This is a genomic window from Sinorhizobium fredii NGR234 (assembly GCF_000018545.1).
In the GTDB taxonomy this organism is placed as follows: Bacteria; Pseudomonadota; Alphaproteobacteria; order Rhizobiales; family Rhizobiaceae; genus Sinorhizobium; species Sinorhizobium fredii_A.
The window spans coordinates 3,382,832-3,407,738 of record NC_012587.1 but is presented as its reverse complement, the minus strand read 5'-3'; the positions used below and the strand labels follow the sequence as shown (position 1 = coordinate 3,407,738).

26 protein-coding genes are annotated in these 24,907 nt (G+C 64.2%); 13 read left to right on the top strand and 13 right to left on the bottom strand.

Going from position 1 to position 24,907, the window contains the following annotated elements:
• Window positions 1-99: 99 nt before the first annotated feature.
• A complete protein-coding gene (locus tag NGR_RS27370; protein ID WP_012709730.1) occupies window positions 100-477 on the bottom strand; it encodes a YkvA family protein in 378 nt (125 codons plus the stop codon).
• Between the two features lie 78 nt (window positions 478-555).
• Window positions 556-873, bottom strand: coding sequence for a 4a-hydroxytetrahydrobiopterin dehydratase (locus NGR_RS27365; protein ID WP_012709729.1), 318 nt, complete (start codon window positions 871-873; stop codon window positions 556-558).
• A 95-nt stretch (window positions 874-968) separates the two neighbouring features.
• Between NGR_RS27365 and NGR_RS27360 the strand changes: the two genes are divergently transcribed.
• Window positions 969-1,442 carry a low molecular weight protein-tyrosine-phosphatase gene (locus NGR_RS27360; protein ID WP_164924525.1) on the top strand — a complete coding sequence of 158 codons (474 nt, stop codon included), beginning with the start codon at window positions 969-971 and terminating at the stop codon, window positions 1,440-1,442.
• Here NGR_RS27360 and thpR read toward each other — a convergent pair.
• Both thpR and NGR_RS27350 read right to left on the bottom strand, forming a co-directional pair.
• Window positions 1,382-1,969: an RNA 2',3'-cyclic phosphodiesterase gene (gene thpR, locus NGR_RS27355; RefSeq protein WP_012709727.1), complete on the bottom strand. Its 588-nt coding sequence runs from the start codon at window positions 1,967-1,969 to the stop codon at window positions 1,382-1,384. The two genes, NGR_RS27360 and thpR, sit on opposite strands and share 61 nt — an antisense overlap.
• Window positions 1,970-2,083: 114 nt before the next feature.
• Entirely contained in the window at window positions 2,084-2,725 is a 642-nt protein-coding gene (locus tag NGR_RS27350) for an arylesterase (RefSeq protein WP_012709726.1), read from the bottom strand.
• 68 nt (window positions 2,726-2,793) lie between these two features.
• Here NGR_RS27350 and NGR_RS27345 point away from each other — a divergent pair, with 68 nt between their 5' ends.
• The 4 genes from NGR_RS27345 to NGR_RS27330 all read left to right on the top strand — a co-directional run bounded on the left by NGR_RS27345 (window position 2,794) and on the right by NGR_RS27330 (window position 7,693).
• Window positions 2,794-3,519 (top strand): ABC transporter ATP-binding protein, encoded by a 726-nt coding sequence (locus NGR_RS27345; protein ID WP_012709725.1) that lies wholly within the window; start codon window positions 2,794-2,796, stop codon window positions 3,517-3,519.
• The gene (locus tag NGR_RS27340; RefSeq protein ID WP_012709724.1) at window positions 3,516-6,071 is read left to right on the top strand and encodes an ABC transporter permease; all 2,556 of its coding nucleotides are present in this window, start codon (window positions 3,516-3,518) and stop codon (window positions 6,069-6,071) included. Before NGR_RS27345 ends, NGR_RS27340 begins: the two co-directional genes overlap by 4 nt.
• 211 nt (window positions 6,072-6,282) lie before the next feature.
• Window positions 6,283-7,020 carry a Bax inhibitor-1/YccA family protein gene (locus NGR_RS27335; protein ID WP_012709723.1) on the top strand — a complete coding sequence of 246 codons (738 nt, stop codon included), beginning with the start codon at window positions 6,283-6,285 and terminating at the stop codon, window positions 7,018-7,020.
• 115 nt (window positions 7,021-7,135) lie between these two features.
• Window positions 7,136-7,693: a GNAT family N-acetyltransferase gene (locus NGR_RS27330; RefSeq protein WP_012709722.1), complete on the top strand. Its 558-nt coding sequence runs from the start codon at window positions 7,136-7,138 to the stop codon at window positions 7,691-7,693.
• A gap of 124 nt (window positions 7,694-7,817) precedes the next feature.
• Here the strand turns inward: NGR_RS27330 and NGR_RS27325 are convergent, their stop codons facing one another.
• The 3 genes from NGR_RS27325 to acnA form a co-directional block, all read right to left on the bottom strand.
• Window positions 7,818-8,225: a DUF2794 domain-containing protein gene (locus tag NGR_RS27325; protein WP_012709721.1), complete on the bottom strand. Its 408-nt coding sequence runs from the start codon at window positions 8,223-8,225 to the stop codon at window positions 7,818-7,820.
• A 328-nt stretch (window positions 8,226-8,553) separates the two neighbouring features.
• On the bottom strand, window positions 8,554-9,327 hold the full coding sequence (locus NGR_RS27320; protein ID WP_012709720.1) for a DUF1223 domain-containing protein: 774 nt from the start codon (window positions 9,325-9,327) through the stop codon (window positions 8,554-8,556).
• A gap of 258 nt (window positions 9,328-9,585) precedes the next feature.
• Complete coding sequence (acnA, locus tag NGR_RS27315; protein WP_012709719.1) at window positions 9,586-12,276, bottom strand: aconitate hydratase AcnA; 2,691 nt, start codon at window positions 12,274-12,276, stop codon at window positions 9,586-9,588.
• A 269-nt stretch (window positions 12,277-12,545) separates the two neighbouring features.
• Between acnA and ccmA the strand changes: the two genes are divergently transcribed.
• From ccmA to NGR_RS27285, 6 genes are all read left to right on the top strand, one after another.
• Entirely contained in the window at window positions 12,546-13,169 is a 624-nt protein-coding gene (ccmA, locus tag NGR_RS27310; protein WP_012709718.1) for a heme ABC exporter ATP-binding protein CcmA, read from the top strand.
• On the top strand, window positions 13,166-13,825 hold the full coding sequence (gene ccmB / locus NGR_RS27305) for a heme exporter protein CcmB (RefSeq protein WP_012709717.1): 660 nt from the start codon (window positions 13,166-13,168) through the stop codon (window positions 13,823-13,825). The genes ccmA and ccmB overlap by 4 nt, the downstream gene beginning before the upstream one ends.
• A gap of 142 nt (window positions 13,826-13,967) precedes the next feature.
• A complete protein-coding gene (locus NGR_RS27300) occupies window positions 13,968-14,738 on the top strand; it encodes a heme ABC transporter permease (protein WP_012709716.1) in 771 nt (256 codons plus the stop codon).
• A complete protein-coding gene (gene ccmD / locus NGR_RS27295; RefSeq protein ID WP_164924524.1) occupies window positions 14,735-14,911 on the top strand; it encodes a heme exporter protein CcmD in 177 nt (58 codons plus the stop codon). The genes NGR_RS27300 and ccmD overlap by 4 nt, the downstream gene beginning before the upstream one ends.
• Window positions 14,908-15,519 carry a DsbE family thiol:disulfide interchange protein gene (locus NGR_RS27290; protein WP_012709715.1) on the top strand — a complete coding sequence of 204 codons (612 nt, stop codon included), beginning with the start codon at window positions 14,908-14,910 and terminating at the stop codon, window positions 15,517-15,519. The genes ccmD and NGR_RS27290 overlap by 4 nt, the downstream gene beginning before the upstream one ends.
• 43 nt (window positions 15,520-15,562) lie before the next feature.
• A complete protein-coding gene (locus tag NGR_RS27285) occupies window positions 15,563-15,937 on the top strand; it encodes a hypothetical protein (protein WP_164924523.1) in 375 nt (124 codons plus the stop codon).
• A 20-nt stretch (window positions 15,938-15,957) separates the two neighbouring features.
• Here the strand turns inward: NGR_RS27285 and NGR_RS27280 are convergent, their stop codons facing one another.
• The 6 genes from NGR_RS27280 to NGR_RS27255 form a co-directional block, all read right to left on the bottom strand.
• Window positions 15,958-16,551 carry a DUF2585 domain-containing protein gene (locus tag NGR_RS27280; protein ID WP_012709713.1) on the bottom strand — a complete coding sequence of 198 codons (594 nt, stop codon included), beginning with the start codon at window positions 16,549-16,551 and terminating at the stop codon, window positions 15,958-15,960.
• A complete protein-coding gene (locus NGR_RS27275; RefSeq protein ID WP_012709712.1) occupies window positions 16,548-17,180 on the bottom strand; it encodes a septation protein A in 633 nt (210 codons plus the stop codon). Before NGR_RS27275 ends, NGR_RS27280 begins: the two co-directional genes overlap by 4 nt.
• Before the next feature lie 270 nt (window positions 17,181-17,450).
• Window positions 17,451-19,205 (bottom strand): signal recognition particle-docking protein FtsY, encoded by a 1,755-nt coding sequence (gene ftsY / locus NGR_RS27270; protein ID WP_164924522.1) that lies wholly within the window; start codon window positions 19,203-19,205, stop codon window positions 17,451-17,453.
• A 14-nt stretch (window positions 19,206-19,219) separates the two neighbouring features.
• Window positions 19,220-20,494 (bottom strand): tRNA (N(6)-L-threonylcarbamoyladenosine(37)-C(2))-methylthiotransferase MtaB, encoded by a 1,275-nt coding sequence (gene mtaB / locus NGR_RS27265; protein WP_164924521.1) that lies wholly within the window; start codon window positions 20,492-20,494, stop codon window positions 19,220-19,222.
• Window positions 20,491-21,396: a diaminopimelate epimerase gene (gene dapF, locus NGR_RS27260; RefSeq protein WP_193377911.1), complete on the bottom strand. Its 906-nt coding sequence runs from the start codon at window positions 21,394-21,396 to the stop codon at window positions 20,491-20,493. The genes mtaB and dapF overlap by 4 nt, the downstream gene beginning before the upstream one ends.
• Window positions 21,397-21,488: 92 nt before the next feature.
• Window positions 21,489-22,496 (bottom strand): MBL fold metallo-hydrolase, encoded by a 1,008-nt coding sequence (locus NGR_RS27255; protein WP_012709708.1) that lies wholly within the window; start codon window positions 22,494-22,496, stop codon window positions 21,489-21,491.
• A 129-nt stretch (window positions 22,497-22,625) separates the two neighbouring features.
• On the opposite strand from NGR_RS27255, the gene NGR_RS27250 reads away from it, so the two are divergent.
• Window positions 22,626-23,105, top strand: a complete 480-nt coding sequence (locus NGR_RS27250; protein WP_012709707.1) for a MarR family winged helix-turn-helix transcriptional regulator — start codon at window positions 22,626-22,628, stop codon at window positions 23,103-23,105.
• A gap of 225 nt (window positions 23,106-23,330) precedes the next feature.
• Entirely contained in the window at window positions 23,331-24,887 is a 1,557-nt protein-coding gene (ffh, locus tag NGR_RS27245) for a signal recognition particle protein (RefSeq protein WP_012709706.1), read from the top strand.
• Window positions 24,888-24,907 lie beyond the last annotated feature (20 nt).

The following is a 24,907-nucleotide window of genomic DNA, read 5'->3' as shown; positions in this document are numbered from 1 at the left end:
CTTTTCTGCTCGCAGCGGTCACGTTTCCGGAATCTATGTCACAAAGAATCGGGCAAGAGTTTGTCGTTGCGGGCGGCGATGCGGCGATGCTCGCCGTCGCTATTCGCCGGGGCGATCGCCAATGGTCTCGTCGGCCCTGCGATAGTGCGTTTCCTTGATCTGGCCGCTGATCGCCGCAAAGGCCGCAGTCAGCACGGCGACGTCGTCGGAGAAGCCGACGGCGGCGAGCACGTCGGGCACGAAATCGAGCGGCAGGACGAAATAGGCGAGTGCGGCGAGCAAAATGCCGCGGGTGCGCGTCGGCGTCTGCGGGTCCACCGCGCAATAATAGGCGGCGACGAGGTCGCGGCTGAAGGGGACCTGGCGCACGGCCCGGCGGAAGGTCGGCCAGAAGCTGCGGCGCACCTTGCGCTCGCGGCGCTCCTGTTCGGATTCCTCGCCGGGAAGAAGGATCTCACCGATCTTGATATCGTCCATCGCGTCCGTTCCGCCTTTCGCCGAAGCTCGATATGGGATGGGCGGGGTGCTATTTCAAATGGCGCTACTTCAAATGGCCTATTTCAAATGGTCTGGCATCCGGCCGGCGGCCGCCTGATCCATTTTCGCCGCCAGCTTGAAGTCGAGCTCCGTCAGCCCGCTGGCATCGTGCGTCGACAGCGTCACATCCACCTTGTTGTAGACATTGAACCATTCCGGGTGATGGTTGAGCTTCTCCGCCGCAAGGGCGCATTGCGTCATAAAGCTGAAGGCTTCGGCGAAATTGCGGAAGCGGAACGCCTTCCAGATCGAGGCGCCGTCCTCGGCGAGAACCCAGCCTTCCATCCTGTGCAGCTGTTCGGCGATGGCTTCGGCATCGAGCTTTTCGGGCCTCATGCGGTTTTCTCCCTGGCCAATTCGGTCTAACCATGCCGCGATGGACGAGCGGTCGCGCTCCCTGAATGCAGGTCGCCTATATGCCAATGGATACCATGAAACCCGTCAGAATTCTCTTCGTTTGTCTCGGCAATATCTGCCGGTCCCCTCTGGCCGAGGGGGTGATGCGCGAGCTGGCAAGCCGCGCCGGTTGTGGCGACGTGGTCTCGGTCGATTCCGCCGGCATCGGCGCATGGCATATCGGCCATCCGCCCGACCGGCGCTCGATCGCGGTCGCCAAGGCCCACGGCATCGACATCACGGATTTGCGCGGCCGCCAGATCGACGCGGCGGATTTTGTCCGTTTCGACCTCATCCTCTGCATGGACCGCCACAACGCCAGCGAGCTGTCGAGTTTCGCCTCGCCGGAAACGGCCCACAAGGTGCATCTCTTCATGAAATTCGCCACGGGCCGGAACGACGACGTTCCGGATCCCTACTACGAGCCGGCAGATGCCTTCGAGGCGCTTTACCAGACGTTGGAGGCCGGTTGCTCCTCGCTGCTTGCGAAGCTTGAGGGCCCTTCGTAAAGCGGGAACACCTCTTCCGTCAGATAGGGCCCGCCGCCGACCGAGTCGCGTGAGGACAGCAGGACGAAGCGCGGAACGATAAAGGGCGCGGTCATGAAATTGCCGCGCCCCGATAGATATTCGACAACATCGTCGACACGTGAGGCGCGTAGTCGCGCCAGCGTCACGTGCGGCGTGAACTTTCGCGGGTCCGGCGGCAGGCCGAGACGCTGGCAGATGCGCTCGATTTCCGCCTGCAGCGCGAACATGTCCGGATTGTTGCTGACGCCGGCCCAGACCGAATGCGGTTTTTTGGAGCCGAAGGCGCCGGTGCCGGTCAGTTGAAGCTGGAATTCGGGCCGTTCGATGCGGTCGAGCCCGTCGATGATCTCATTGGCGGTGCGCCAGTCGACGTCGCCGATGAAACGCAGGGTGATGTGGTAGTTCTCCACATCGATCCATCGAGCTCCGGGAAGACCTCCGCGCAGCAGTGAAAGGCTCATTGCTGCATTGCGCGGAATTTCGAGGGCGGTGAATAGTCTCGGCATGGCGAGCTCCCCGAATCTCTTGCAGATGTCTTAGCGAATCACGCATCGACTCTGCACGCAACAGTTATTTGGCGGGTTCAGATATTAACGCCTGCTTAATTTGTGGATGTTGTGTCACTCTCCTTTCTGAAGCGACCGGACGAATTGCTCGGCCGTCGGAAGAAAGCGCTCCACCATTATGGCGATACCATCGCCGTTCGGATGCATGCCGTCTTCGAGTTGCAGCCCCGCCTTGGTCACGACGCCGTCGAGGAAGAAAGGGTAAAAGGCGAGGTTGTGTTCCCTCGCAAGGCCGGAATAAATCGAATTGAACCGGGCCGCGTAGTCGGCGCCCATGTTCGGCGGCGCCATCATGCCGGCCAGCAGCACGGCGACACCGCGCTCCTTGAGCCGCAGGATCATCGCCTCCAGGTTCTTGGCGGTTTCTTCGGGCGGGATGCCGCGCAGCGCGTCATTGGCGCCGAGCTCGAGAATCACGCCTTTCGTCCCGCCCGGTACCGACCAGTCTATGCGGGCAAGTCCGCTGGACGTCGTATCGCCCGAAACCCCCGCATTGGCGATGGTGACATCAAAACCCTTGTCCTTGAGCGCCTTTTCGAGCCGGGCGGGAAAGGCATCCCCCGGCGGAAGCTGATAGCCGGCCATCAGGCTGTCGCCGAAGCCGACGAGACTCACGCTTTCGGCACGGGCCGGCGCCGATAACACGATTGTCATTGCCAGGCAGAAGAAAAAGGGCAGAAAATCTTTTAATCGCATAAGTTCGTTCCTAAATCGGCGGGCAATCTTTTCGTCATTCCACTGTCTTTCATATAGGGTCGTTCCGCGTGGCAAAAACCATCATCGAACTGAAAAATGCGGACCTGACCCTCGGAGAGGCGGCGGCCTCGGTGCATGTGCTGAAGGGCGTGAGCCTGACCGTCGATGCCGGCGAATCCGTCGGCATCGTTGGGCCGTCCGGTTCGGGAAAATCGACGCTGCTGATGGTCATGGCCGGCCTGGAGCAGCTCGATGGCGGCGAGATCGTCATCGACGGCACGGCGCTGCACCGCATGAGCGAGGACGAGATCGCCGATTTCCGCGGCCGCAATATCGGCATCGTCTTCCAGTCCTTCCACCTCATCCCCAACATGACGGCGCTCGAAAATGTCGCGGTGCCGCTCGAGCTTGCCAATGTCCGCGACGCCTTCGACATCGCTCGCCGGGAGCTTGTCGCCGTCGGGCTCGGCGAACGGCTGACGCACTATCCGGGGCAGCTTTCCGGTGGCGAGCAGCAGCGCGTGGCGATCGCCAGGGCGCTGGCGCCGTCGCCGAAACTGTTGATCGCCGACGAGCCGACCGGCAATCTCGACGCCGAGACGGGCCGGCAGATCGCCGACCTGCTCTTTGCCGAGCAGCGCGAGCGCGGCATGACGCTCATTCTCGTCACCCATGACGCGGCACTCGCCGGGCGCTGCACAAGGCAGGTGCGGGTGCGCTCCGGCGAGATCGTCTCGGGCGCCGAGGCCGCGCCTCTCACCGAGCCGACCCGCCAGGAGGCCGCATCGGCATGAGCGCGGCGACCGTCATCCGCAGGCTACGACCGCTTCTTGCCCTTCGCCTGGCGCTGCGGGAAATGCGCGGCGGTCTCAAGGGTTTCTACATCTTTCTCGCCTGCATCGCGCTCGGCACCGCGGCGATCGCCGGCGTCAATTCGCTGTCGCAGTCGATCAGCGCGACGATCGCCTCGCGGGGTCAGGAGATCCTTGCCGGCGACATCCGCTTCGAGCTCAACAACCGCGTCGCGACCTCCGAGGAGCGTGCCTTCCTCGACGGGCTCGGCGATGTCTCGGCGTCCGCCGGGCTGCGCTCCATGGCGCGCCTTCCGGACGGATCGAACCAGGCGCTGGTGGAACTGAAGGCGGTCGACAGCGCCTATCCGCTCTATGGCGTGCTCGAAAGCGAGCCGGCAAAACCGCTCTCCGACCTGCTGTCGAAACAGGGTGACGTGTACGGCGCCGTCGCCGCGCCGCTGCTCCTCGATCGGCTCGGCATCGCCCCGGGTACGGAGGTCCTCATCGGCAACGCCCGGATCCGGATCATTGCCACGCTCGTCCGAGAGCCCGATGCGCTCTCCGACGGTTTCGGCTTCGCGCCGCGGCTGATGGTGTCGGCCGATGCGCTCGCCGCTTCCGGCCTGGTGCAGACCGGCAGCCTCGTCGAGCACAGCTACAAGCTCAAGCTCGCCGACCCGTCGCGCGTCGCCTCCGTGCGGACCGAGGCGCAGTCCCGCTTCCCGGCGGCCGGCTGGTCGATCCGCACCAGCAGCAACGCCGCCCCGTCGCTCGACGCCAACATCACCCGCTTCTCGCAGTTCCTGACACTCGTCGGGCTGACGGCTCTGATCGTCGGCGGCGTCGGCGTCGGCAATGCGGTGCGCTCCTATCTCGACGGCAAGCGCGGCGTCATCGCCACCTTCAAGTGCCTCGGCGCGCCGGCTTCGCTGGTGGCAACGATCTACCTCGCGCAGATCCTGATGATCGCGTCGATCGGCATCGCCGTCGGCCTCGTCATCGGCGCCTTGATCCCGTTCGTGGCGGCCCAGTTCCTGGCCGATGTCCTGCCGGTTTCGACCGCCTTCGAGCTCTATCCCTCGGCACTCGGCCTTGCGGCGCTCTTCGGTTTCCTGACGGCGCTTGCCTTTGCGGTGCTGCCGCTCGGCCGGGCCCGCCGCATCCCGGCCACGGCGCTTTTCCGCCAGCAGGGTTTCGAGCCGAGCGGTTTTCCCGCCTGGCCTTATCTCGCGGGCGCGCTCATCTGCCTGGCAGTGCTCGCCGGTCTCGCCGTCTGGACGGCCTATGACCGCTACATCTCGCTGATCTTCCTCGGCGCGATCGCCTTCGCCTTCGTCGTCCTGCGCGCCGTGGCATTCCTGATCGGCTGGCTGGCGCGGCGCAGCCCGCACGTCCACTCGCCGGCCCTCCGGCTGGCGATCGGCAACATCCACCGCCCCGGTGCTCTGACGCCGTCGGTGGTCCTGTCGCTCGGGCTGGGCCTGGCGCTTCTGGTCACGCTGGCGCTGATCGACGGCAATCTGCGGCGCGAACTGACCGGCGACATGGCCGAGCGCGCGCCCAACTTCTTCTTCGTCGATATCCAGGGTCACGAGATCGACGGCTTCCGGTCGCTGCTCGGCGACGCCATGCCGAAGGGCAAGGTCATCGAGGTGCCGATGCTGCGCGGTCGCATCGTCGCGCTGAACGGTCAGGACGTGAACAGCCGCACCGTGCCGCCCGGCGGGCAATGGGTGCTTCGCGGCGACCGCGGCATTACCTATGCGAAGAACAAGCCCGAGAATTCGACGCTCACCGAGGGCGCCTGGTGGCCGGCGAATTACAGCGGCGAGCCGCTTGTCTCCTTCTCGGCGGAGGAAGCCGGCGAGCTTGGCCTGAAGCTCGGCGACACGGTCACGGTCAACGTGCTCGGCCGCAATGTCACCGCCCGGATCGCCAATTTCCGCAATGTCGAGTGGGAATCGCTGTCGATCAATTTCGTCATGGTGTTCTCGCCGAACACTTTCGCCGGGGCGCCGCATGCGTGGCTCGCGACGATCATCGATCCGGATGCGACGGCGGCCGAGGAGGCGGCGGTGTTGAAGTCCGTCACCAATGCCTATCCGACGATCACCAGCGTCCGCGTCAAGGACGCGCTCGATATCGTCAATTCGCTGCTTGGCCAGCTCGCGACGGCAATCCGCGCCGCCGCCGCCGTGGCGCTGGTCGCATCGGTGCTCGTTCTCGCCGGGGCGCTCGCCGCCGGAAACCGGGCGCGCATCCACGACGCGGTGGTGCTGAAGACCCTCGGGGCGACGCGGGGAACGCTGATCCGCGCCTTCAGCTACGAATACTTCATTCTCGGCCTGGCCACCGCCGTTTTCGCGCTGCTGGCCGGCGGTGTTGCCGCCTGGTTCGTCGTCAGCCGGATCATGACGCTGCCCTCGAGCTTTCTGCCGGACGTGGCCGTCGCGACGATCGCCGTCGCCCTCGTCGTGACCGTCGGCATCGGTCTTGCCGGAACCTGGCGCATTCTCGGGCAGAAGGCCGCTCCGGTCCTGCGCGAGCTGTAGCGGTGGCGATTAACCGTAAATCACCCTTGTTTGATCGCTCAAACGCCCGGATTCGCGCGAATCCGAAGGGGCCAGGTCTTGTGCAGCGCGGTTTTCAACATCATATTTGTCCACAGGCATGCTGGAGCCCCGCAGCGGCGCCTGGGCGTGCGCTGGCACAGACACCTGCCGCCCGACACCGTAGTTCCAATCGGGGCTTAAAGAGGAAACAATGGCTGATCTGAGAAACTACCAAACCCGAATGTCGCCCGCCGGCGCTCAGGCGGGTGCCGTGATCGATGAAGGCCTTCGCGCTTACATGCTGAAGGTATACAACCTGATGGCCCTGGGGCTGGCGATCACCGGCGTGGCAGCTTACGGAACCTATGCGCTTGCCGTCTCCAATCCGGCATTCGCCCAGCTCATCTACGCCTCGCCGCTGAAGTGGGTCGTGATGCTGGCACCTCTGGCGCTGGTGTTCTTCATGAGCTTCCGCATCAACTCCATGAGCGTTTCCGCCGCCCAGACGACGTTCTGGATCTACGCCGCGCTGATGGGCCTTTCGTTGTCCTCGATCTTCCTGGTCTTCACCGGGCAGAGCATCGTGCAGACGTTCTTCGTGACGGCCGCCTCGTTCGGGGCGCTCTCGCTTTACGGCTACACGACGAAGAAGGATCTGTCGGGCTTCGGCACGTTCCTGATCATGGGCCTGTTCGGCCTGATCATCGCGTCGATCGTCAACATCTTCCTTGCCTCTTCGGCGCTTAGCTTCGCGATCTCCGTCATTGGTGTCCTGGTCTTCGCCGGCCTGACCGCCTACGACACGCAGAAGATCAAGGAAATGTACTTCGAGGCCGATGATGTCGCCGTTGCCGGCCGCAAGGCCATCATGGGCGCGCTGACGCTCTACCTCGACTTCATCAACCTGTTCATGTTCCTGCTGCAGTTCATGGGCAACAAGAACGAGTAGTCGGGACCGAATTGACGAAGAAGGCGGCTTCGGCCGCCTTTTTTGTTGCGGCGAATCTTGATCGATCGCGTTGCTTCATGCGAAGGCTGTGGCAATCGCAACGACGAAACCTGCCATGACTTTCACGCTTCGCGACGCCGTCGCCGCCGACCTTCCCGCAATCACCGAGATCTACCGCGAATCCGTCCTGAACGGGGTCGCCACCTATGAGCTGACGCCGCCTTCCGAGGCGGAGATGGCGCTGCGCTTCTCGACCATCACCGGCAGCGGCTATCCCTATGTCGCCGCCGTGGATGAGCGGGGAATCGTGCTCGGCTACGCCTATGCCTTCGCATTCCGCACCCGTGCCGCCTATCGGTTCCTGGTGGAGGATTCGATCTATCTGGCGCCGGAAGCGCGCGGCCGAGGCATCGGCAGGGCGCTGCTCGAGGAACTCGTCAGGCGATCCACGGCGCTCGGCTTCCGCCAGATGGTGGCGGTGATCGGCGGCGCCCATCCGGCCTCGATCGCGGTTCATCGCGCCGTCGGCTTTGCGCACCAGGGGACGATGAAGGCAACCGGCTTCAAGCATGGGCGCTGGCTCGACACCGCGATCATGCAGCTTCCGCTCGGCGAGGGAACGGACACCCTGCCTCCCGAGGGCGTTTATCCGGATACGCTCTATCGCAGTTGAGTGGGTGGTCCGGTTCGCTGCCCCTCATCCGCCTACCGGCACCTTCTCCCCGCATGCGGGGAGAAGGTGCCGGTAGGCGGATGAGGGGCAGAACGGGCAAACAGCGCCGCCGCAGAAACTTAACTCAAGTTTCGACGAGCTTCAGCACCTTGTCGAAGACCTTGAGGACCTGTGTCAGCTCGTGGCCGCGCTTCAGGATCGTGCCGTGGGCGTTGAGCACGCTGTAGGCGCCCTGCTTGGCGGCGAGCTTCGGGTTCTTCTCGATGCGGTAGAGGGGGACCTCCCCGGCGCGCTTGAACACCGAGAATACGGCGCGGTCCCGCATATGGTCGATCGCATAGTCGCGCCATTCGCCCTCGCCGACCATGCGGCCGTAGAGCCTCAGAATCATGTCCAGTTCGCGCCGATGGAAGGTTATAGGCGGGGGATTTTTGGCTTGCTTGTATTCGTGAAAATCGACGACCACGTTGGTGGTCTGGCCCTGGTGATGCGCTTCGCCCTCCGGCAAATCCGATTGATCGGTCATCGGCATTTCGGCCTTCTGATGTGACAGGACGATGACAGTGTGCCTGACGGGAGACGAAAAGCAAGCCGGAAGCTGTTGGTAAGGCGGGCAATTCTTGCCCTTGCCGCAATTCAGTCAAATCGCCGCCCCAATTCACCGCAAAACTCCGACCGCTGCCGGACAGAGTCGTTGCCACCGTATGTCCGGACAGGTTGTCATGCTGCGGGAGGTTTCCAAACGCGGTCATGGCCGGTTCGGTCCGGTAACTTCGAACCCTCAGCCCCAGCCCCTCGATGCTGCCGGGCCGAACCATTCCTCTAGCCAATCGCCAGGGCGTCTTTCCCACCCGTATCGTCTAAAGCTTGCCCTGCGGGCCGGCGAGCAGGGTTGCGGCGCCGATGATCGGGCCCGGCGTTTCCGCATCCTTCATCGACTGCAGCAGGATGGCACAGCCGCTGTTGCCGCGCCCCTCGATCAGCACCGAGGCGGGCAGCGTGAACTGGGCGGGCTGGCCGTCCCACATGCCGATGGTCTGGATATCCTTGACCGCGTGCCAGTAGGCGATCTCCTTGCCTTTGTTTTCGCCTCTTTCGACTTTGACCTCCCGGGCCCGGTCGAAATAGACGACGACGACATTCGCCTTGCCCTCGCCGGCGCCGACCCTGATGGAAATTTCCTCGCCACCCATCGAGGCATCGACCGGCACGGCGAGGCCGCCGCCGCTGGCGCTCATCGTCGTCAGACGGGTCTTGATCGCCTGCAGGTCGGAGCCATTCATGTGGTCACGGCCGTTCAGGACCACCTGGGGCGTGTAGACGCCGCTTCGGCCAAGCATCCGGGCATAGGCGTATTGCCGCTCGGTGTTCTCCTTGGTGGCGAGCGTGTCGGTCCAGCCGAGATAGTTCCAGTAGTCGACGTGATAGGCGAGCGCCACGACGTCGCCGTCGTCGATGAGTTTCTTCAGTGCGGCGTCGGCCGGCGGACAGGAAGAACAGCCCTGGCTGGTGAAGAGTTCGACGACACCCTTGAACGCCTTGCCGTTGTCTGCCGCCGCCGTGCCGCCAATGGCACCGAGAAGCCCTATCGTCAGGGCCAGGCGGCGGATCATTGGCATCGAGGCGAAAGTCATGGCTTCCCTTGCATTTGTCGGGCGGGCGTCTCTCATCAGGGGAGTACATTACATACGACGGCCCGGTTTCAACGGAAAGTCACGTTGGAGTGACCTGCCGTTCCGTTGGGGAAAAACGGCGAAGGACGCCCGGGCAGCGGCGGACAGCAAAAGGCCGGGGCATCGGCTGATGCCCCGGCCAGGTCGATTGGCAACCAGATCGAGTGATGCGCGGACTGCGGCGGAAAGCTTCTATCCCCCTGCAGTCAGGCGACCGGATCAGGCCGCCAGATCGCGCAGAACCGTCTGCAGGATGCCGCCATTGTTGACGTAGGTCACCTCGTCCAGCGTGTCGATGCGGCAGATCAGCGGTACTTCCTTCACCGAACCGTCGCCATAGGTGATCTTGGCGACGCGCTTTTCGCGCGGCTGGACATTGGCGAGACCTTCGATCGTCACGACCTCGTCACCCTTCAAGGCCAGCGATTCCCAGGTCATGCCCGCTTCGAAGACGAAGGGGATGACGCCCATGCCGACGAGGTTCGAGCGGTGAATGCGCTCGAAGGACTGGGCGATGACGGCCTTGACGCCGAGCAGGTTGGTGCCCTTGGCCGCCCAGTCGCGCGACGAACCGTTGCCGTATTCGACGCCGGCGAAGATGACCAGCGGAACGCCCTCTTCCTTGTACGTCATGGCCGCATCGTAGATCGAGATCTCTTCCTTGGAAGGATAGTGGATGGTGTAGCCACCTTCCTTGCCGTTCGGGCCGAGCATGTGGTTGCGGATGCGGATATTGGCGAAGGTGCCGCGCATCATCACTTCATGGTTGCCACGGCGGGTGCCGTATTGGTTGAAGTCGGCAACGGTGACGCCATGGCCGAGCAGGTAGGAGCCTGCCGGCGACGCCGCCTTGATCGAACCCGCCGGAGAAATATGGTCGGTGGTGATCTTGTCGCCGAAGAGGCCGAGGACGCGGGCGCCCTTGATGTCGGAAATGCCGGCGCCCTTCTTGCCCATGCCGACGAAATAGGGCGGGTTCTGGACATAGGTGGAGCCCTCGTCCCAGGCATAGGTCTGACCGGCCGGAACCTGAACCGCCTGCCAGTTTTCGTCGCCCTTGAAGACGTCCGCGTATTTGGACGCATAGAGATCGCGGGTCACGTACTTGAAGATGAACTCCTGGATCTCCTGCGAGGTCGGCCAGATGTCCTTGAGATAGACCGGCTTGCCATCCCTGTCTTCGCCGATCGGCTCCTTGGTCAGATCCTTCTGGACCGTGCCGGCGAGCGCATAGGCGACGACGAGCGGCGGCGAGGCGAGGTAGTTCGCCTGGACGTCCGGCGAGATGCGGCCTTCGAAGTTGCGGTTGCCGGAGAGAACGCCGGCGGCGATCAGGCCCTTGTCGTTGATGGTCTTCGAGATCGGCGCCGGCAGCGGACCGGAATTGCCGATGCAGGTGGTGCAGCCGAAGCCGACCAGGTTGAAGCCCAGCGCGTCGAGATCGGTCTGCAGGCCGGACTTGGCCAGATATTCGCCGACGACCTGCGATCCCGGCGCCAGCGAGGTCTTGACCCAGGGCTTGGTCTTCAGGCCCTTGGCTACGGCATTGCGGGCGAGCAGGCCGGCAGCGATCAGCACCGACGGGTTCGAGGTGTTGGTGCAGGAGGTGATCGCGGCGATCGCGACGTCACCGTGGCCGAGGTCGAAATCGGTGCCTTCGACGGCATAGCGGTTCGCAAGCTGGCCGGGCTTCTTGTAGTCGTTCTCAAGCGCGGTGGCGAAGCCCGAGGCGATGTTCTCGAGCGCGATCCGGCCTTCGGGACGCTTCGGGCCGGCCATCGACGGCACGACGTCGCCGAGGTCGAGTTCCAGCGTGTCGGTGAAGACCAGTTCCGAGCCGTCGCCTTCGCGCCACATGCCCTGAGCCTTCGAATAGGCTTCGACCAGCGCGATGCGCTGCTCTTCACGGCCGGACATCGTCAGGTAGTTGATGGTTTCGGCGTCGACCGGGAAGAAGCCGCAGGTAGCGCCGTATTCCGGACCCATGTTGCCGATCGTGGCGCGGTCGGCGAGCGTCATGTTGTCGAGGCCCGGGCCGAAGAATTCGACGAACTTCGAGACGACGCCCTTCTTGCGCAGCATCTGCACGACGGTCAACACCAAGTCGGTCGCGGTGACGCCTTCCTTGAGCTTGCCCGTCAGCTTGAAGCCGATGACTTCCGGCAGGAGCATCGAGACCGGCTGGCCGAGCATCGCGGCTTCGGCCTCGATGCCGCCGACGCCCCAGCCCAGCACACCGAGGCCGTTGATCATCGTCGTGTGGCTGTCGGTGCCGACACAGGTATCCGGGTAGGCGGTGATTTCGCCGTTCTCTTCGCGGGTCCAGACGGTCTGGCCGAGATATTCCAGATTGACCTGGTGACAGATGCCGGTGCCGGGCGGCACGACGCGGAAGTTCTTGAAGGCCTGCTGGCCCCATTTCAGGAAGCGGTAGCGCTCACCGTTGCGCTGGTATTCGAGTTCGACGTTGCGGGCGAAGGCCTGCGGCGTGCCGAATTCGTCGACGATCACCGAGTGGTCGATGACGAGATCGACCGGCACGAGCGGGTTGATCTTTTCCGGGTCGCCGCCGAGCGACACCATGGCGTCGCGCATCGCCGCGAGGTCGACGACGGCCGGAACGCCGGTGAAGTCCTGCATCAGCACGCGCGCCGGGCGGTAGGCGATTTCGTTTTCCGCAGTGCCCTTGTCGCTGAGCCATGCGGCGACGTTCTCGATGTCCTTCTTGGTGACCGAGCGGTCGTCCTCGTTGCGCAGCAGGTTTTCCAGCAGCACCTTCATCGAATAGGGAAGCTTCGACACACCGGCGAGCCCGTTCGCTTCCGCTTTCGGCAGGCTGTAATAGACATAGTCCACGCCGTTGACCGTGAGCGTGGAGCGACAATTGAAGCTGTCTAGGGACTTGGACACTGGAAATACCCCGTTCCGTCTGATCGCCAAAAACTGACGTACGAACGCCCGAGCGCCTGTGAGGCGCGAAATGGGATGCGGGTGCGGCCATTTCCGCTGTCCGTACGTGGAATGTCATTCCAGGTTCGGCGCTTGGATGAAATTCACGCCGACCGCTGGCGTGTTGGCCGCCTTATAGATAATTTCTTGAAATCGTGCCAGACCAACCAAGGGTCAATCGGAACTTTTTTTGCTCTTCAGAAGAGAGCGTCAGGGAAAGCCTAAAGTTGATGCGCCTGCTGGTAGAGAGTTTGAGCGCGAGGCGCGGTGAAGACTTGATTTTCCACGATATTTCCTTCGACCTTGCAACCGGCGAAGCACTGGTTGTGACAGGTCCGAACGGCTCGGGAAAATCGACTCTGCAGCGCGTTCTGGCGGGCCTTCTTCAGGCCGAATCGGGGCGGGTATCGCTGAAGGACGGGCCTTCCGGCTTCGAGCATCCCCGCGAGCTCAGTCATTATCTCGGCCACCGCAATGCGATGAAGCGGGAATTGACGGTCGAGGAAAATCTCTGTTTCTGGCAACGCTTCCTCGGCAATTCGCCGGGCGGCTCCGGCCTCGATCTCGCAGCGGCCGCCGCGGCCGTCGGCCTTGCCGGCGTCACCCATCTGCCGTTCGGCTATCTTTCCGCCGGGCAACAGCGGCGCATGGCCATGGCGAAGCTGCTTGTCGCCTATCGGCCGATCTGGATTCTCGACGAGCCGACGGCCGCGCTCGATGCCGGGGCGGACAGGCTCTTTGCCGGGCTCGTCGCAGGCCACCGTGAGCGTGGCGGCATCGTCATCGCCGCCACCCACCAGTCGCTGGGGATCGGCCAGGCGAAGGCGTTGCAGATGACGGGGTTCGCGCATTGATCGCTCTCTTCTTCCGTGACCTGAAGCTCTCGGTGCGCGCCGGCGGCGGCGCGATGATCGGCGTGCTCTTCTTCATGACGGTCGTCTCGGTGATCCCGTTCGGCGTCGGGCCGGATCTCAATCTGCTCGCCCGCATCGGCCCGGCGATCCTCTGGATCGGCGCGCTGCTCGCCTCATTGCTCGGCCTCGACCGGCTTTTCCAGGCGGAGCGCGAGGACGGTTCGCTCGATCTCATGCTGATGCACGAGACGCCGCTCGTTCTCACCGTCTTCGTCAAATGCGTCGCCCATTGGGCCGCCACCGGCCTGCCGCTGGTGGTCGCCTCGCCGTTTCTCGGCCTGTTCATGAACATGGACGAGCTTGCCATCGGCGCGACCATGCTCACCCTCTTTGCCGGGACGCCGGCGATCACCTTCATCGGGGCGGTCGGTGCAGCCGTTGCGGTGGCCCTGCCGCGCGGCGGGCTGCTCGTCTCGATCCTCGTGCTGCCGCTCGCCATCCCGGTGCTGATCTTCGGGGTCAGTGCGGTCTATGCGGCGATCGAGGATCCCGCCCCCTTCCTGCCGCCTTTCATGATTTTGATGGCGATAACCCTGTTCTTCGCGGTGATTGGACCGGTGGCGGCGGCCGCCGCGCTGAGGCACTCGGCCGATTGAAGGCTGCTGCGCTTCGACAGGCCAGATGGCAGCCTTCACGTCCTTGTTTTGTGCATGCGTTGTCTCAAAACCGCTATACTGACGCAATCGTGATTGACCGGGGTCAATTGCCGAAGGACGTCTTCCGCGTTAAAGAGCCGTCATGAGCGAAAACAGCCTGGCCATCCGCAAGTTCAGCGACCTCGCCAACCCGACCCGGTTCCTGGCGCTGGCCGATCGCGTCTTGCCGTGGTTTGCCGTTCTTACGGTGCTCACCTTCGCAGCCGGCCTTTGGCTCTCCTTCACCACCGAGAGTGATTATCAGCAAGGCGAGACGGTGCGCATCATGTATGTGCACGTGCCCTCCGCCTGGCTGTCGATGATGTGCTACTCGGTGATGGCGATTTCGGCACTCGGCACGCTGGTGTGGCGCCATCCGCTCGCCGATGTCTCGGCCAGGGCGGCGGCGCCGATCGGCGCCTGTTTCACCTTCCTGGCGCTCGTCACCGGCTCGCTCTGGGGCAAGCCGATGTGGGGAACCTGGTGGGTATGGGATGCGCGGCTGACCTCGGTCTTCGTGCTCTTCCTCATGTATCTCGGGCTGATGGCGCTCAACCGTGCCATGGACGATCCGGCCCGCTCGGCACGCGTCTCGGCGGTGCTGGTGCTGGTCGGCTTCGTCAATATTCCGATCATCAAATTCTCGGTCGAGTGGTGGAACACCCTGCACCAACCGGCCAGCGTCATGCGCCTCGACGGGCCGTCGATCGATCCGGAATTCCTGTGGCCGCTCATCGTCATGGCAATCGGTTTCACGCTGTTGTTCTTCACGCTGCACATCGCGGCGATGCGCAACGAAATCTGGCGCCGCCGGGTGACGTCGCTCCGGCGCCAGGCGGCCCGCAATGCCGGCCGGGAGAGCTTGGCGCCATGATGAGCCATGCAGCCTATGTGATTGCCAGCTATGCGGTCGCCTTCGCGGTCGCTGCGGGGCTCGTCATCTGGGTCGTCGGCGATGGTCGCGCCCGGCAGCGTGAATTGAAAACGCTCGAAGCCGCCGGCATTCGCCGCCGTTCGGCGGAAGCGCCGGGCGGAGAAGCCCTATGACGAGCACCCAGGCGCCGCAACCGGACGAGCGCGGGCCCGGGGCCTTGCGCTACCTGCTCGCGGCCCTTCCGCTTCTGATCTTCGCAGCACTTGCGCTGATCTTCTGGAGCCAGTTGAACTCCGGCAAGGACATCAGCGAAATCCCCTCGGCGCTGATCGGCACCAAGGCGCCGAAGCTCGACCTGCCGCCGCTCGAAGGCGCCATGTCACCTTCCGGCCAGCCGATGCCGGCGCTCACCGATGCGGCGCTCAAGGGCAGGCTGACGCTCGTCAATGTCTGGGCCTCCTGGTGCGTGCCCTGCCGGCAGGAGCATCCGATCATCCTCGAACTTTCCAAGGACCCGCGGTTGACCGTCGTCGGCATCAACTACAAGGACCGCAACGACAATGCGCTGAGATTCCTCGGCGAACTCGGCAATCCGTTCGCGGCGATCGGCACGGATCCGAACGGCAAGGCGGCGATCGACTGGGGCGTCTATGGGATCCCGGAGTCGTTTCTGGTCGGAGCGGATGGCACGATCCTGTATAAGCGCGCCGGTCCATTCGACGAGCAGACCTTGAAGGAAGGGCTCATGCCCGCGATCGAGAAGGCGCTGGCGGGATCGTGAGCGGCGAAGCCATCGGAGCAGTCATGGTGACAGGTGCAGCCTCATGAATGAGCAAACGTTTCAGCCTCAAGGTCAACGCGCCAAACGGCCAACGAGGGTGACCATTGTTGAAAGCGAACGTCTCGTGATTGCGATTGGCGACTCAGATTCGATCGAAACCTTCACGAGACTCGGCTTCAAGAAGAGCGAAAACTACGCTGACGTTTACGGGTTCGCCGCTGCGGAACCGGCCGTGTTCAGGATGTGCGAGACGCTACGCGACATGGGCGTCCCCTTTGCTACGCACCGTCACATGGGAGCGGACTATCAGGTTCAGTATTTGCGCGAAAAAGGCTACGTCCAAGGAGTCTTCAAGCGCATAAACTTCTTCGGCAACGATCGGGACAAGTCCGCGCCATATCGGCTGGAAGAATTCTGAGTTCTTCAACCGGCATTTGGCTAAAGGCCCGCCTGCCACGCCTTCACCGCATCGAGCGGCCAGACGAGCATCAGCACGTTGAGGGTCAGGTTGTCGCGGATGATCCAGCCGGTGAAGAGCTCTAGGACGATGGCAATCGTCACCGTCACCGCTACCGGCAGCCGCGAGGCGAGCAGGAATCCGGCCGCCATGGCGAGCGTATCCATGGTGGAATTCAGGATGCTGTCGCCGAAATAGTCGAGCGAGATCGTCGCCGAGCGATAGCGGTTGATCACCATCGGCGTGTTCTCGGCGATCTCCCAGGCGGATTCGATCAGCGTCGCCAGCAGCAGGCGGACGCTGAGCGGCTTGCCGCGCAAGAGGAGATAGCCGAGGCCGTAAAAGAGGAAGCCGTGGATGATGTGCGACGGCGTATACCAGTCGGAGATATGCTGCGAGTTGCCGCTGGAATTGACGACACCCTCCCAGAGCTTCACGTAGCCGCATTCGCAGATCCACAGCCGCCCCATCAGGTGTTGCGTGAGGATCTGGATGGCGACGACGCCGAGGCAGGCGATCAGCCAGATCCAGGTGCTGCGTTGCCTGTTGTCGTCCGTCCCGGCGGCGATCGTCACTCGGCACTCTCCCGTTCCTGCGAATGCTTCATGATCAGCGGCATCTGGGCAAGGGTGAAGAGAATGGTGATCGGCATCGTTCCCCAGACCTTGAAGGCGACCCAGAAGTCGGTCGAGAAGGAGCGCCAGACGATCTCGTTGAGGACCGCGAGGAACAGGAAGAACACGCCCCAGCGGATCGTCAGCTTGCGCCAGCCGTCCTCGTCGAGCTTGAAGGCGGCGTGGAAGACGTAGCCGAGCAGCGATTTGCCGAACAGCAAACCGCCGAGCAGGATGGCGCCGAAGAGCGTGTTGACGATGGTCGGCTTCATCTTGATGAAGGTGTCGTTCTGCAGCCAGAGCGTCAGCGCGCCGAAGACGAAGACGACGATACCGGAGATCAGCGGCATCATCGGCAGAGTGCGCGTCATGATCCAGGAAACGATGAGCGCTGTCGCTGTCGCCGCCATGAACAGGCCGGTGGCGATGAAGATCGGCCCGCCGAGCTCGGCAAGCACGGGAAAGCGGCTTGCCAGCCAGTCGCCGCGGGAATTGGCGAAGAAGAAGACCATGAGCGGCCCGAGCTCCAGCACGAGCTTCAGGCGCGGGCTAACTTCCGTCCGCGGCTTCTCGGCCTCGATTGTCGACATGTGCGGATCCTGTTCTTGCATTTCGCGCCTTCTACAGCGCCGCGCGTCTTACCAGACGCGCAAAGGTCGCTGTAGCTTTCGAATTCCTGCGGGACGCGGGCGGAAAACCGCTTCACACTTTTCCTGTCCCGCTCTCTGGCTGCTCATAACACCAGCATTGCGGCAAAACCATATCACTACAGCGCCGCGCGTCTCATCCGGCGCGCAAAGGTCGCTGTGGCACTTCAAATTGCGCAGCAGCGCTGCGGCTGCAAGCTTCCCGTCCCTTGATCAGGCGGCGCCAACGCCGGCGATCGCCTCGGCGAAATCCTTCGCCTCGAAGGGTTCGAGATCGTCGATCCCCTCGCCGACGCCGATGAAATAGACCGGCAGCTTGTGCTTGGCGGAGATCGCCACAAGAATGCCGCCGCGCGCAGTGCCGTCGAGCTTGGTCATGATCAGGCCGCTGACGCCGGCGACATTGCGGAAGATCTCCACCTGCTGCAGGGCATTCTGCCCGGTCGTCGCGTCAAGCGTCTGCAGGACCGTATGCGGCGCATCCGGGTCGAGCTTGCCGAGGACGCGGACGATCTTTTCGAGCTCGGCCATCAGTTCGGCCTTGTTCTGCAGCCGTCCGGCGGTGTCGATGATCAGCACGTCCGACTTCTTCTCGCGGGCGAGCTGGAAGGCCTCGTAGGCAAGACCGGCCGCATCGGCGCCGAGCTTCGAGGCGACGATGTCGGACTTGGTCCGCTCGGCCCAGATCTTCAATTGCTCGATCGCCGCGGCCCGGAACGTGTCGCCGGCCGCCAACATCACCTTGAGGCCCGCGCCGGAAAGTTTTGCCGCGAGCTTGCCGATCGTCGTCGTCTTGCCGGTGCCGTTGACGCCGACGACGAGGATCACGTGCGGCTTCTGGCTGAGGTCGAGCTCCAGCGGCCTGGCGACCGGCGCCAGCACCTTGGCGATCTCGCCGGCCATGATGCGCGAGACGTCCTCGCCGGTCACGTCCTTGCCGTAGCGTTCCGAGGCGAGCGTGTCGGTGATGCGCATCGCCGTCTCGACCCCGAGGTCCGCCTGGATCAGCAGGTCCTCGAGATCCTCCAGCGTCGCCTCGTCGAGTTTCCGCTTGGTGAACAGGCTGGCGATCTGGCCGGTGAGCTGCGAGGAGGTGCGAGCCAAGCCGTGGCGCAGCCGCTGGTACCAGGAAAGCTTTGGCTGCGAGGCGGGGGCGGCCTCCTTCGGGCGCTGGTCGGCGGCGGCGAAGCCTTTGGGGAGGGCGGGGGCGAGGTTTTCGGGAGTTTCACCCCCCTCCGCCCTGCCGGGCATCTCCCCCACAAGGGGGGAGATCGGAAGAGCCGCGGGCTCGTCCTCCATTACAACGTCTTCGTGCGCGGTGATGTCGGGAACTGCCACGACGTCTTCACTAGGGGTGGCGACCTCTTCTGTCGCGCGCTGGGGCGATGGCGCGATATCGTCTGAGCCAGCCTTTTCCTCCTCGATTGCCGCGCGGCCTGCCTCAGCGGCGGCCTCGACCGCCCTCTGCTCTCCCCCCTTGTGGGGGAGATGTCCCAAAGGGACAGAGGGGGGTATCGCGGCCCCATCACCAAGTGCAGCGTCTCCGATCGGGGCCTCACCCCCCTCTGCCCTGCCGGGCATCTCCCCCACAAGGGGGGAGATCGGAGGTGGCGGGCTCTCGTCCTCCGCCGGAACGGCATCATCTTCGGCGGGACGAGCGCTTTCCGGGGCTTCTTCCCTTTTGACGTCAGGTGTTGGTTCGGCTGGCGCAGGCGGAATAGCGAGATCGTGCGCGCCGGTCTTCGCCTCTTCCGTGGCGGCCCTGTCCTCGTTCGAGGCGGCGCGGTCATCCTCGGCGGGTGCCGCGACCACGTCCTCTCCCCCCTTGTGGGGGAGATGTCCCGCAGGGACAGAGGGGGTTTCCGGTATCTCATCGGCAACAGGCATCGTCTCTGCCGGCGGCACGGGTTTCTCTTCGACGGTGTCCTTGCCGAAGGAGAAGATCTTCTTGATGAAACCAATCGCCATGGGAATGTCCGGTGTCAGGCCGCAGCCATCTGTTCTCTGTGCATCGTCAGATGCTTGCCGTCGTGGCCGGTGATTTTGACCTCGATGAGCGCGCGCGGCGCAAGGCCGGCCGCATCGACGAGGGTGAAGTTTTCGGTGTGCGCCAGCCCGTTCATCTCGACGAGGATCGTCTGCTCGCTGCCGACCATACGGTCGAGATGAGCCGCGTAGAGCTCCGCCCCCTTGCCCCGCAGCCGCGCGGCCCGCTCCTTGACGAGCGCCCGGTCGGGTTGCGGCATGCGCGCCGCCGGCGTACCGGGGCGGGGGCTGTAGGGGAAGACGTGCAGATAGGCGATGCCGCAGTCCTCGGCAAGCCGCGCGGCGTTGTCGAACATCGCTTCCGTTTCGGTCGGAAAGCCGGCGATCATGTCGGCGCCGAAGCTGATCTCGGGGCGCAGGCGGCGCACCTCGGCGCAGAAGGCGCGGGCCTCGGCACTCGAATGGCGACGCTTCATCCGCTTCAGGATCAGGTCGTCGCCGTGCTGCAGCGATAGGTGCAGATGCGGCATGAAGCGCGGCTCATCGGCGATCAGGTCGAGGAGATGCCGGTCCGCCTCGATGCTGTCGATCGACGAAAGGCGCAGGCGCAGGATGTCCGGCACCTGCTTCAGAAGCGTCCTGGCGAGTAACCCGAGCGTCGGGGTTCCGGGCAGATCGGCGCCGTAGCTGGTGGCGTCGACACCCGTCAGGACGATCTCGCGATAGCCGCTTTCGACAAGCCGCCGCGCCTGGTCGACGACGGCGCCCATAGGCACGGAGCGGGAATTGCCGCGGCCGTAGGGGATGATGCAGAAGGTGCAGCGATGGTCGCAGCCATTCTGCACCTGGATGAAGGCGCGCACGTGCCCGTCGATATGCCTGATCATCTGCGGCGCGGTGGCGCGCACGCTCATGATATCGTTGACGCGCAGCTTCTCCTCGGCCGAGACGCCGAAATCCGGCAGCGAACGATAAGAGGCGCTTTTCAGCTTCTCCTCGTTGCCGAGAACCGCGTCGACCTCGGCCATTTCGGCGAAGGTTTCCTTCTCGGTCTGGGCGGCGCAGCCGGTGACGATGATGCGGGCATGCGGATTGTCGCGCCGTGCCCGGCGTATCGCCTGGCGCGCCTGGCGCACGGCCTCGGCTGTAACGGCGCAGGTGTTGACGAGGATGGCGTTGTTCAGCCCCGCCTTCTCGGCCTCCGCCCGCATCACTTCCGATTCATAGGTGTTGAGGCGGCAGCCGAAGGTTATGACCTCGACGCCGCTCAAAGCGCCCGCGCTCCGCTTTCGCTGGTCGCCGCGGCATCGCGCTCGAAGGCGCCGGTGGCGGGATCGACGGTGCCCGTCCATTCCCATTCGGCCGGTCCGGTCATGATGACGTGGTCGTCGCTTTCGCGCCACTCGATCTTCAGCGGCCCGCCCGGCACGTTCACCGTCACGATCCGATCGGTTCGCCCGGTCCGGGCGCCGCTGACGGCGGCAGCACAGGCGGCGGAGCCGCAGGCCAGCGTCAGCCCGGCGCCGCGCTCCCAAGTCCTCAGATCCATCTCCTGGCGGGAGCGGACATGGGCGATCGAGATATTGGCGCGCTCGGGGAAGATCGGGTGGTTTTCGAGGAGCGGTCCGAAACGGTCGAGCTCATAGCTCCACACGTCGTTCTCGACCCAGAAGATCGCATGCGGGTTGCCCATCGAGGCGACCGAAGGCGAATGCAGCACCGGGTCGTCGATCGGGCCGATCTGCAGCTCGATGCGGCGCGTATCGTGAAATTCCTCGGCGAGCGGGATTTCGTTCCAGCCGAAGCGTGGGCTTCCCATGTCGACCGAAATCAAGCCGTCGTCGTGCTCCCTGGCTTCGAGCAGGCCGGCGACCGTATGGAAGAGGAAGGCCTTCTTGCCGGTCTCGGCGGCGAGCGCCTGGACGACGCAGCGGGTGCCGTTGCCGCAGGCCTGGGCCATCGAACCGTCGGAATTGACGATGTCGATCCAGGCATCGGTGCCGGGGGCCCTCGGGTCGTGGATCGCCATGATCTGGTCGAACTCGGTTGCCGGATCGGCGTTGAGGGCGATCGCGGCCCCGGGCGTGACACGATCCTTGCGGCCGCGCATGTCGACGACCAGGATCTTGTTTCCAAGCCCGTTCATCCTGGCAAATTGCACGTGGTCGGCCATGTCGCGATTGTCCAAACTCGGCCTCCGACCGGGAGGCGCCTTTCATTCGGGCTGTATATGGCGGAAAAGGCCGAAAATTACCAGTGCCGGCTTTATCCCGCTCCAGCCGGAACGTCGAAGACTTCACCGGGTCGCAGCGGCCGGAACCGGCTCGGCTCGATACCGGCCTTGTCGAGTGCGGCTTCCAGCGCTCTCAGCGGCTCCTCGATGCCCTCGTCGGTCAGGCGGAATGTTCCCCAATGGTGCCCCGCCACATGACCGGCGCCGCAGGCGAGCATGCCCATCACTGCCTCTTCGGGGTTCTGGTGCTGGCTTTCCATGAACCAGCGCGGCTCGTAGCAGCCGAAGGGCAGGTTGGCGAGGCGGAAGGGGCCGTGCTTGTCGCGGGCGGCGCGATAGTTGATGCCGCCGTGGAAGCCGGTGTCGCCGATATGATAGATCTTGCCGGCCGGCGTCTCGATGACGAAGGCGGCCCAAAGCGCCATGCGACGGTCGCGCGTGCCCCGGGCCGACCAATGGTGGCAGGGCTCCGCATGGATGATGATGCCGTCGCCCGTGTCGATCCGATCGCCCCAATCGACCACGGAAATCTCAGCGTCCGGTGCGGCGCGGCGGATGATCGTGTCGTTGCCGAGCGGCGTTATGACATGCGGCGCATGTTCGGCATGCAGCGTGCCCAGCGTTTCGAGGTCGAGATGGTCGTAGTGGTTGTGGGTGACGAGCACGACGTCGATCGGCGGCAGGTCGTCCATGTGGATGCCGGGTGCGTTGCGGCGTTGCGGTCCAGCGAAGGCGAAAGGACTCGCCCGGTGCGACCAGACCGGGTCCGTCAGGATGTTGAGACCGGCCACCTGAACCAGCAGCGTTGCGTGACCGACCATGGTCACCCGCAGGCGGTCTCCGTCGACACTGAGTTCGGGCCGTACCTCGAGGAAGGGGCTGTCGTAGCGCCCGGGCCATCGCACGCGTTTGCCGCCGAACTGCCAGCGCAGCAGGTGCGCGAGACCGCGCGGAGGCGTCCCGCCGGGATTGAAGAAGCGGACGCCGTCGAAATGGTCCGAAACGGGTCCGTTGTAATAGCGGTTGCCGCCTTTGCTCATCGTCGCCCCAAGCCGTCGAACGCCTCTCTTGTGCGAGAAAGATAAGCGCTTTCGCGTCCGATCACAGGGCTGCGGCAAAATCCGTTAAGAATTTCTTGAGAACGGCAACTCGATTGCTATCATACACGGATGCTGGTCCGATTCGACAAACAGGAACGCCTCTACAAGGCGGTCAAGCTCGTCCGCCCGGTGCATCTCAACGTCAGCAGGACGGTGGAGAAGATGCTCGAGGGCGCCGGGATCACCGTTGCCGAGCGCGCCGTGCTGGAACTCATCTGCGAGGCGCCGTCGACGGTGCCGGAGGCCGCCAGGCGGCTGTCGATGAAGCGCCAGTTCGTGCAGCGCATCGCCGCCGGCCTCATCAGCAAAGGATTGCTCGAGAGGAAGCCCAATCCGGAACACCGGCGGGCTTATTTCTGCGCACCGAGCCCAGCCGGCCGGGATCTCTTCACTGTCATCCATCAGCGAGAACTCGAAATGCTGCATGCGGTGCTCGGCGATATCAACCAGACCGAGGTGGTCGTCGCCTTGCGGGTCATGACGCGAATCGATCAAGCCTTCGAGGCGCTTGCCCGGCAGGCGGGCGAGGCGGCTCCGCCTCCAGCTTGACTTTCCGGTCGCTTTCCTGTTTATCCCGGCAGAATTCCTTCGCAAGTGATGACTTCGAAGCCGCCGACCGGGCCCCGCAAAGGTATAAAGAGAGCCCGGAGGTCAACACCCGACAGCGCGTTGCGCCCTCGGGTGGTTTTTGGCTTTGCGTCTTGTTTTCCGTGCGAAGGAACCCACGTTTCCGGCTGAGCCACTGGCGCAACCGGAAACCAGAAGGAAGAGAGAATGTTCGAGAGCCTCCAGGACCGTCTTGGTTCCATATTGAATGGACTGACCGGCCGCGGCGCCCTGTCGGAAGCTGATGTTTCCGCGGCGCTCCGGGAGGTTCGCCGTGCGCTGCTCGAAGCCGACGTCGCGCTCGACGTCGTGCGCTCCTTCACCGAAAAGGTCCGCGAGAAGGCGGTCGGCGCCGAAATCCTGAAGTCGATCAAGCCCGGCCAGATGGTCGTCAAGATCGTCCACGACGAACTCATCGCCATGCTCGGCTCCGAGGGCGTGACGATCGACCTCAATGCGCCGGCCCCCGTCGTCGTCATGATGGTCGGCCTGCAGGGCTCGGGCAAGACGACGACGACCGGCAAGATCGCCAAGCGGCTGACGACCAGGGACAAGAAGAAGGTCCTGATGGCCTCGCTCGACACGCGCCGCCCGGCCGCCCAGGAGCAGTTGCGCCAGCTCGGCGTCCAGACCGGCGTCGACACGCTGCCTGTTATCGCCGGCCAGTCGCCGACCGATATCGCCGCGCGCGCCGTGCAGGCGGCCAAGCTCGGCGGCCATGACATCGTCATCCTCGATACCGCCGGCCGCACCCATATCGACGAGCCGCTGATGATCGAGATGGCGGAGATCAAGCGGAAGTCCAATCCGCACGAGATCCTGCTCGTCGCCGATGCGCTGACCGGCCAGGACGCCGTCAATCTCGCCCGCAACTTCGACGACCGCGTCGGCATCACCGGCCTGGTGCTGACCCGCATGGACGGCGACGGCCGCGGCGGTGCGGCGCTGTCGATGCGCGCCGTGACCGGCAAGCCGATCAAGCTGATCGGCGTCGGCGAAAAGATGGACGAGCTCGAGGAGTTCCATCCGCGCCGCGTTGCCGACCGCATCCTCGGCATGGGCGACATCATCTCGCTGGTCGAGAAGGCGGCGGAAAACATCGACGCCGAGAAGGCGGCTGCCATGGCCGCCAAGATGGCGAAGGGCAAGTTCGACCTCAACGACCTCGCCGACCAGTTGCGCCAGATGCAGAAGATGGGCGGCATGGGCGGCATCATGGGGCTGATGCCCGGCATGGCCGGCATGAAGGACAAGATGGCCGCCGCCGGCCTCGACGACAGGCTGTTCAAACGGCAGCTCGCCATCATCTCCTCGATGACCAAGGCGGAGCGCGCCAATCCGGACCTGCTCAAGCATTCGCGCAAGAAGCGCATCGCCAGCGGCTCCGGGACCGACGCCGCCGACATCAACAAGCTTCTGAAGATGCACCGCCAGATGGCCGACATGATGAAGATGATGGGCGGCAAGGGCAAAGGCGGCATGATGAAGCAGATGATGGGCGGCCTTGCCAACAAGATGGGCCTCGGGGGAATGGGCGGCGGTATGCCTGATCTCTCGAAGCTCGACCCGAAACAGCTCGAAGCGCTGCAGAAGCAGGCGGAAGCCGCCGGTCTCGGCAAGCCCGGCAGCCTTCCGGGCCTCGGCGGCGGCGGTTTGCCCGGAGGCGGTCTGCCCGGCCTCGGTGGCGGTTTCCCGGGTCTTCCCGGTTTACCCAAGAAGAAGTGAGGCCCAAGAAGAAGTGAGGA

What these genes read in the sequence shown, in the direction of transcription:
- NGR_RS27370 (WP_012709730.1), bottom strand. Translation starts at nt 477, where the DNA reads ATGGACGATATCAAGATCGGTGAGATCCTTCTTCCCGGCGAGGAATCC.
- NGR_RS27365 (WP_012709729.1), bottom strand. Translation starts at nt 873, where the DNA reads ATGAGGCCCGAAAAGCTCGATGCCGAAGCCATCGCCGAACAGCTGCAC.
- NGR_RS27360 (WP_164924525.1), top strand. Translation starts at nt 969, where the DNA reads ATGAAACCCGTCAGAATTCTCTTCGTTTGTCTCGGCAATATCTGCCGG.
- thpR (WP_012709727.1), bottom strand. Translation starts at nt 1,969, where the DNA reads ATGCCGAGACTATTCACCGCCCTCGAAATTCCGCGCAATGCAGCAATG.
- NGR_RS27350 (WP_012709726.1), bottom strand. Translation starts at nt 2,725, where the DNA reads ATGCGATTAAAAGATTTTCTGCCCTTTTTCTTCTGCCTGGCAATGACA.
- NGR_RS27340 (WP_012709724.1), top strand. Translation starts at nt 3,516, where the DNA reads ATGAGCGCGGCGACCGTCATCCGCAGGCTACGACCGCTTCTTGCCCTT.
- NGR_RS27335 (WP_012709723.1), top strand. Translation starts at nt 6,283, where the DNA reads ATGGCTGATCTGAGAAACTACCAAACCCGAATGTCGCCCGCCGGCGCT.
- NGR_RS27330 (WP_012709722.1), top strand. Translation starts at nt 7,136, where the DNA reads ATGACTTTCACGCTTCGCGACGCCGTCGCCGCCGACCTTCCCGCAATC.
- NGR_RS27325 (WP_012709721.1), bottom strand. Translation starts at nt 8,225, where the DNA reads ATGCCGATGACCGATCAATCGGATTTGCCGGAGGGCGAAGCGCATCAC.
- NGR_RS27320 (WP_012709720.1), bottom strand. Translation starts at nt 9,327, where the DNA reads ATGACTTTCGCCTCGATGCCAATGATCCGCCGCCTGGCCCTGACGATA.
- ccmA (WP_012709718.1), top strand. Translation starts at nt 12,546, where the DNA reads ATGCGCCTGCTGGTAGAGAGTTTGAGCGCGAGGCGCGGTGAAGACTTG.
- NGR_RS27300 (WP_012709716.1), top strand. Translation starts at nt 13,968, where the DNA reads ATGAGCGAAAACAGCCTGGCCATCCGCAAGTTCAGCGACCTCGCCAAC.
- ccmD (WP_164924524.1), top strand. Translation starts at nt 14,735, where the DNA reads ATGATGAGCCATGCAGCCTATGTGATTGCCAGCTATGCGGTCGCCTTC.
- NGR_RS27290 (WP_012709715.1), top strand. Translation starts at nt 14,908, where the DNA reads ATGACGAGCACCCAGGCGCCGCAACCGGACGAGCGCGGGCCCGGGGCC.
- NGR_RS27285 (WP_164924523.1), top strand. Translation starts at nt 15,563, where the DNA reads ATGAATGAGCAAACGTTTCAGCCTCAAGGTCAACGCGCCAAACGGCCA.
- NGR_RS27275 (WP_012709712.1), bottom strand. Translation starts at nt 17,180, where the DNA reads ATGTCGACAATCGAGGCCGAGAAGCCGCGGACGGAAGTTAGCCCGCGC.
- ftsY (WP_164924522.1), bottom strand. Translation starts at nt 19,205, where the DNA reads ATGGCGATTGGTTTCATCAAGAAGATCTTCTCCTTCGGCAAGGACACC.
- dapF (WP_193377911.1), bottom strand. Translation starts at nt 21,396, where the DNA reads ATGGCCGACCACGTGCAATTTGCCAGGATGAACGGGCTTGGAAACAAG.
- NGR_RS27255 (WP_012709708.1), bottom strand. Translation starts at nt 22,496, where the DNA reads ATGAGCAAAGGCGGCAACCGCTATTACAACGGACCCGTTTCGGACCAT.
- NGR_RS27250 (WP_012709707.1), top strand. Translation starts at nt 22,626, where the DNA reads ATGCTGGTCCGATTCGACAAACAGGAACGCCTCTACAAGGCGGTCAAG.
- ffh (WP_012709706.1), top strand. Translation starts at nt 23,331, where the DNA reads ATGTTCGAGAGCCTCCAGGACCGTCTTGGTTCCATATTGAATGGACTG.